The 4,221-nt window shown below is 49.9% G+C and carries 4 protein-coding genes; all 4 read left to right on the top strand.

Features of this window, described 5'->3' with window-relative positions:
* Positions 1-1,278: NAD-dependent succinate-semialdehyde dehydrogenase (locus tag H6F50_RS06340; RefSeq protein WP_190427593.1), on the top strand; the 1,278-nt coding region annotated here is incomplete at its 5' end.
* Between the two features lie 189 nt (positions 1,279-1,467).
* Positions 1,468-3,111: an acetolactate synthase large subunit gene (locus tag H6F50_RS06335; protein WP_190427592.1), complete on the top strand. Its 1,644-nt coding sequence runs from the start codon at positions 1,468-1,470 to the stop codon at positions 3,109-3,111.
* An 87-nt stretch (positions 3,112-3,198) separates the two neighbouring features.
* Positions 3,199-3,978, top strand: coding sequence for an exodeoxyribonuclease III (xth, locus tag H6F50_RS06330; RefSeq protein ID WP_190427590.1), 780 nt, complete (start codon positions 3,199-3,201; stop codon positions 3,976-3,978).
* Positions 3,979-4,027: 49 nt separating this feature from the next.
* A partial coding sequence (locus H6F50_RS06325; RefSeq protein WP_190427588.1) for an NAD(P)H-binding protein occupies positions 4,028-4,221 on the top strand: 194 nt, incomplete at its 3' end.

Raw genomic sequence — 4,221 nt, 5'->3', positions numbered from 1 at the left:
CTAGCGCAATCAAGCTTTAAACAGTATCGGCAGACACCCATGCAAAAAAGGGCAGATTGGCTGAATGCCGCTGCTGAGATTTTAGAGAGCGATCGCGAACGCTTTGGCAAAATCATGACCCTAGAAATGGGGAAAACTTTGAAATCAGCGATCGCAGAAGTGGAAAAATGCGCCCTCGTCTGTCGCTTCTACGCCGAACGCGCCCCCGAATTCCTCGCGGATGTTCCAGCCCAAACCGACGCCAGCCACAGCTTTGTGCGCTATCAGCCTTTAGGCGTCATCTTGGCAGTCATGCCTTGGAATTTCCCCTTCTGGCAAGTGTGTCGGTTTGCCGCACCAGCGCTGATGGCGGGAAATGTCGGGTTACTCAAGCACGCCTCTAACGTGCCTCAGTGTGCATTGGCTCTGGAGGAGATTTTCCACAAAGCAGGATTCCCAGAAGGTGTCTTTCAAACCTTGCTAGTGGGAGCAGATAAAGTCGCTGCAATTGTAACAGACGAGCGAGTGAAAGCCGCAACCTTAACCGGAAGCGAACCCGCCGGGATGAGCCTCGCCGCTACCGCCGGGAAACAAATTAAGAAAACCGTTCTGGAATTGGGGGGAAGCGACCCGTATATTGTCCTAGAAAGCGCCGATTTGGATGCAGCCATTGCCACAGCGGTGACTGCGAGAATGCTGAATAACGGTCAATCTTGCATTGCTGCGAAACGGTTCATTGTCGTGGATGCGATCGCAGACCAATTTGAAAAAGGTTTGATTGAGAAGTTTGAGGCACTCAAAATCGGCGATCCGATGCATCCGGAAACCGATATAGGGCCACTGGCAACCCCATCGATTCTCAAAGATTTGGATTGGCAAGTTCAAGAAAGTGCCAAGCTGGGAGCAAAAGTTCTTACGGGTGGACAGCCATTATCTGACCGTCCTGGTAACTTTTATCTGCCGACAATTTTGACAGATATCCCAGCGGGTAGCCCAGCCGAAGCGGAGGAATTCTTTGGTCCCGTGGCGCTGCTATTCCGGGTGCCAGATATCAACGCCGCGATCGCACTTGCCAATGCCTCGCCCTTTGGACTGGGTGCCAGTGCGTGGACTCAAGTAGAGACAGAACGCGATCGCTTGATTGAAGAACTCGAAGCGGGTGCCGTGTTTATTAACGGCATGGTTAAATCCGATCCGCGTCTTCCCTTCGGCGGTATCAAGCGTTCCGGATACGGACGCGAGTTAAGCAAAGAGGGAATTCACGAGTTTGTCAACATCAAAACCGTCTGGGTGAAATAAGCGGTGGTGCATTCTGCATTCAAAGATGAATTAAATCCTATCCCACTTGCGGGATGGGGATGAACTCAGTACGGGCGCACGGATGTCCGCCCGTACTGGGCTAAATAGGGGCGATCCGCGCATCTGCCCTGTTACACAAGAAACGAACCACTATAGATGCCAAGAGCATACAGAGGGGAGTCGGAAAATATGAATACTGCTGAACTATTAGTCCGCTGTCTGGAAAATGAAGGAGTCGAATACATTTTCGGGCTTCCTGGCGAAGAAAATCTAGACATATTGGAAGCCCTAAAAACCTCTTCGATTAAATTTATTACTACCCGCCACGAACAAGGTGCTGCCTTCATGGCGGATCTCTACGGACGCCTGACCGGAAAAGCCGGAGTGTGCCTCTCCACCCTAGGGCCAGGTGCCACCAACCTGATGACTGGCGTTGCCGATGCGAACCTGGATGGTGCGCCACTGGTGGCAATTACCGGACAGGTAGGCACAGACCGGATGCACATCGAATCCCACCAATATCTGGATTTAGTGGCGATGTTTGAGCCAGTCACCAAATGGAATACTCAAATTGTTCGTCCCAGCAACACACCGGAAATTATCCGCAAAGCGTTTAAGATTGCTCAGAGCGAAAAACCAGGGGCAGTTCACATCGATTTGCCGGAAAACATTGCCGAAATGACAGCCGCAGGCAAGCCCCTACACAAGAATTGTGGGGAAAAAACCTTTGCTGCCTTCCATAGCCTTGAACAGGCATCTGAAGCCATTTCTCAGGCAAAAAATCCTTTGATTATGGTGGGAAATGGGGCGATTCGTGCCGACGCTAGCCTAGCACTGACCGAATTTGCCACAAAGATGAATATTCCCGTAGTGAATACCTTCATGGGCAAAGGGGTCATTCCCTACACCCATCCCCTCGCCTTGTGGTCGGTAGGATTGCAACAGCGAGACCATATCAGCTGTGCGTTTGACCAAACGGATCTGGTGATTGCAATCGGTTACGACTTGATTGAATATTCCCCGAAAAAGTGGAATCCCCTCGGAGAAATTCCGATTATCCACATTGGAGATACGCCAGCAGAAATTGATAGTAGCTATATTCCCCTCGTGGAAGTTGTGGGGGATATTTCCGACTCGCTACGGGAAATCTTAGACCGAGCTGACCGGCAAGGCAAACCCGATCCTTATGCCTTGCAATTACGGGCAGATATCCGGGCTGATTATGAAGAGTATGCCAATGACGATGGGTTTCCGATTAAGCCGCAGAAAATAATTTATGACTTGCGGCAAGTCATGGGGCCAGAAGATATTGTGATTTCAGATGTCGGGGCGCACAAAATGTGGATCGCCCGTCACTATCACTGCGATCGCCCGAATACTTGCATCATCTCTAATGGCTTTGCTGCAATGGGAATCGCCATTCCCGGTGCGTTAGCCGCCAAGTTAGTTTATCCCCAGAAAAAAGTCATCGCAGTCACGGGTGATGGCGGCTTTATGATGAATTGCCAGGAATTAGAAACGGCCCTTCGCGTCGGCACTGCCTTTGTTACCCTAATCTTTAATGATGGGGGCTATGGCTTGATTGAGTGGAAGCAACACAATCACTTTGGCGAATCTGCGTTTGTCCACTTTAGCAATCCCGATTTTGTCAAATTGGCAGAAAGTATGGGGCTGAAGGGGTATCGGGTTGAATCCGCTGCGGATCTGATTCCAACCTTGAAAACTGCTCTAGAACAGGACGTTCCCTCGGTAATTGATTGTCCAGTAGATTACCGCGAAAACTTCCGTCTCACACAAAAGGCTGGCGATTTGAGTTGCAAGATTTGGGAATAATCATGAGTCATTGGTCATTCGTCATCAGTCGGTTGTCAATGACCGATGACTAATGAACAATGACCAATGACCAATCGTGAATAACCCATGAAAATCGCTACTTGGAACGTCAATTCAGTTCGCTCTCGCTTAGAGCAGGTGGTGCAGTGGTTGCAGGATAATCCGGTCGATGTCCTCTGCCTGCAAGAAACTAAAGTCGTAGATAAGGATTTTCCGCGATCGCCCTTTGAGGAACTAGGGCTTCACCTCTACATTTCCGGTCAAAAATCTTATAACGGAGTTGCCCTTCTCAGCCGTGCGCCCCTTGAAGATGTCAGCACCGGGTTTGCCCCAATTTTGGGGAAAGAGGATTTTGACGAACAGAAGCGGGTCATTACTGGCGTTATCGATGGCATTCGCATCGTGAATCTCTACGTACCCAATGGCTCAGCCGTCGGTAGCGAGAAATACGAATACAAACTGCTTTGGCTGAAAGCCCTCCGCGAGTACCTGCAAGCACTACTCGAAAAACAGCCCACTTCCCTCTGTATCTGCGGCGATTTCAATATTGCCCCCGAAGACCGAGATATTCACGATCCACTCAGTTATAAGGGTCGGATTATGGCATCCGATCTAGAACGTCAAGCCTTGAGCAGCATTTTAGAGCTGGGTTTGGCAGATGCCTTTAGAAAATTCACAATAGAAACAGGACACTTCAGCTGGTGGGACTATCGAACCGGGGCATTTCGACGCAACTGGGGTTGGCGGATTGACCATCACTACTTGACGCCAGACCTTTACGAACGTTCATCCAGCTGCACCATCGATCGCTCTCCCAGAAAATTGCCCAAACCCAGCGACCATACCCCCGTGATTGTCGAATTTTAAATTTTCCAGCATCAATCCAACACCCAAAATTGATTAGGAACTTAAGATCATGTTTTTAGTAACTGGAGCCACAGGAGGACTCGGACGCCGAATTGTGCGGCTACTGCGGGAGAGGGAAATGCCGGTACGCGCATTTGTCCGCCTGACATCCCGTTACAGCGAACTGGAACACCGAGGAGCAGAAATCTTTATTGGTGATTTGCAGCGCGATAAAGATATCGAAAAAGCTTGCCAAGGCGTTCA

This window comes from Coleofasciculus sp. FACHB-712, from assembly GCF_014695635.1.
Classification (GTDB): domain Bacteria; phylum Cyanobacteriota; class Cyanobacteriia; order Cyanobacteriales; family FACHB-T130; genus FACHB-T130.
The sequence above is the reverse complement of the archived record's forward strand: the minus strand, read 5'-3'. Positions and strand labels throughout refer to the sequence as shown.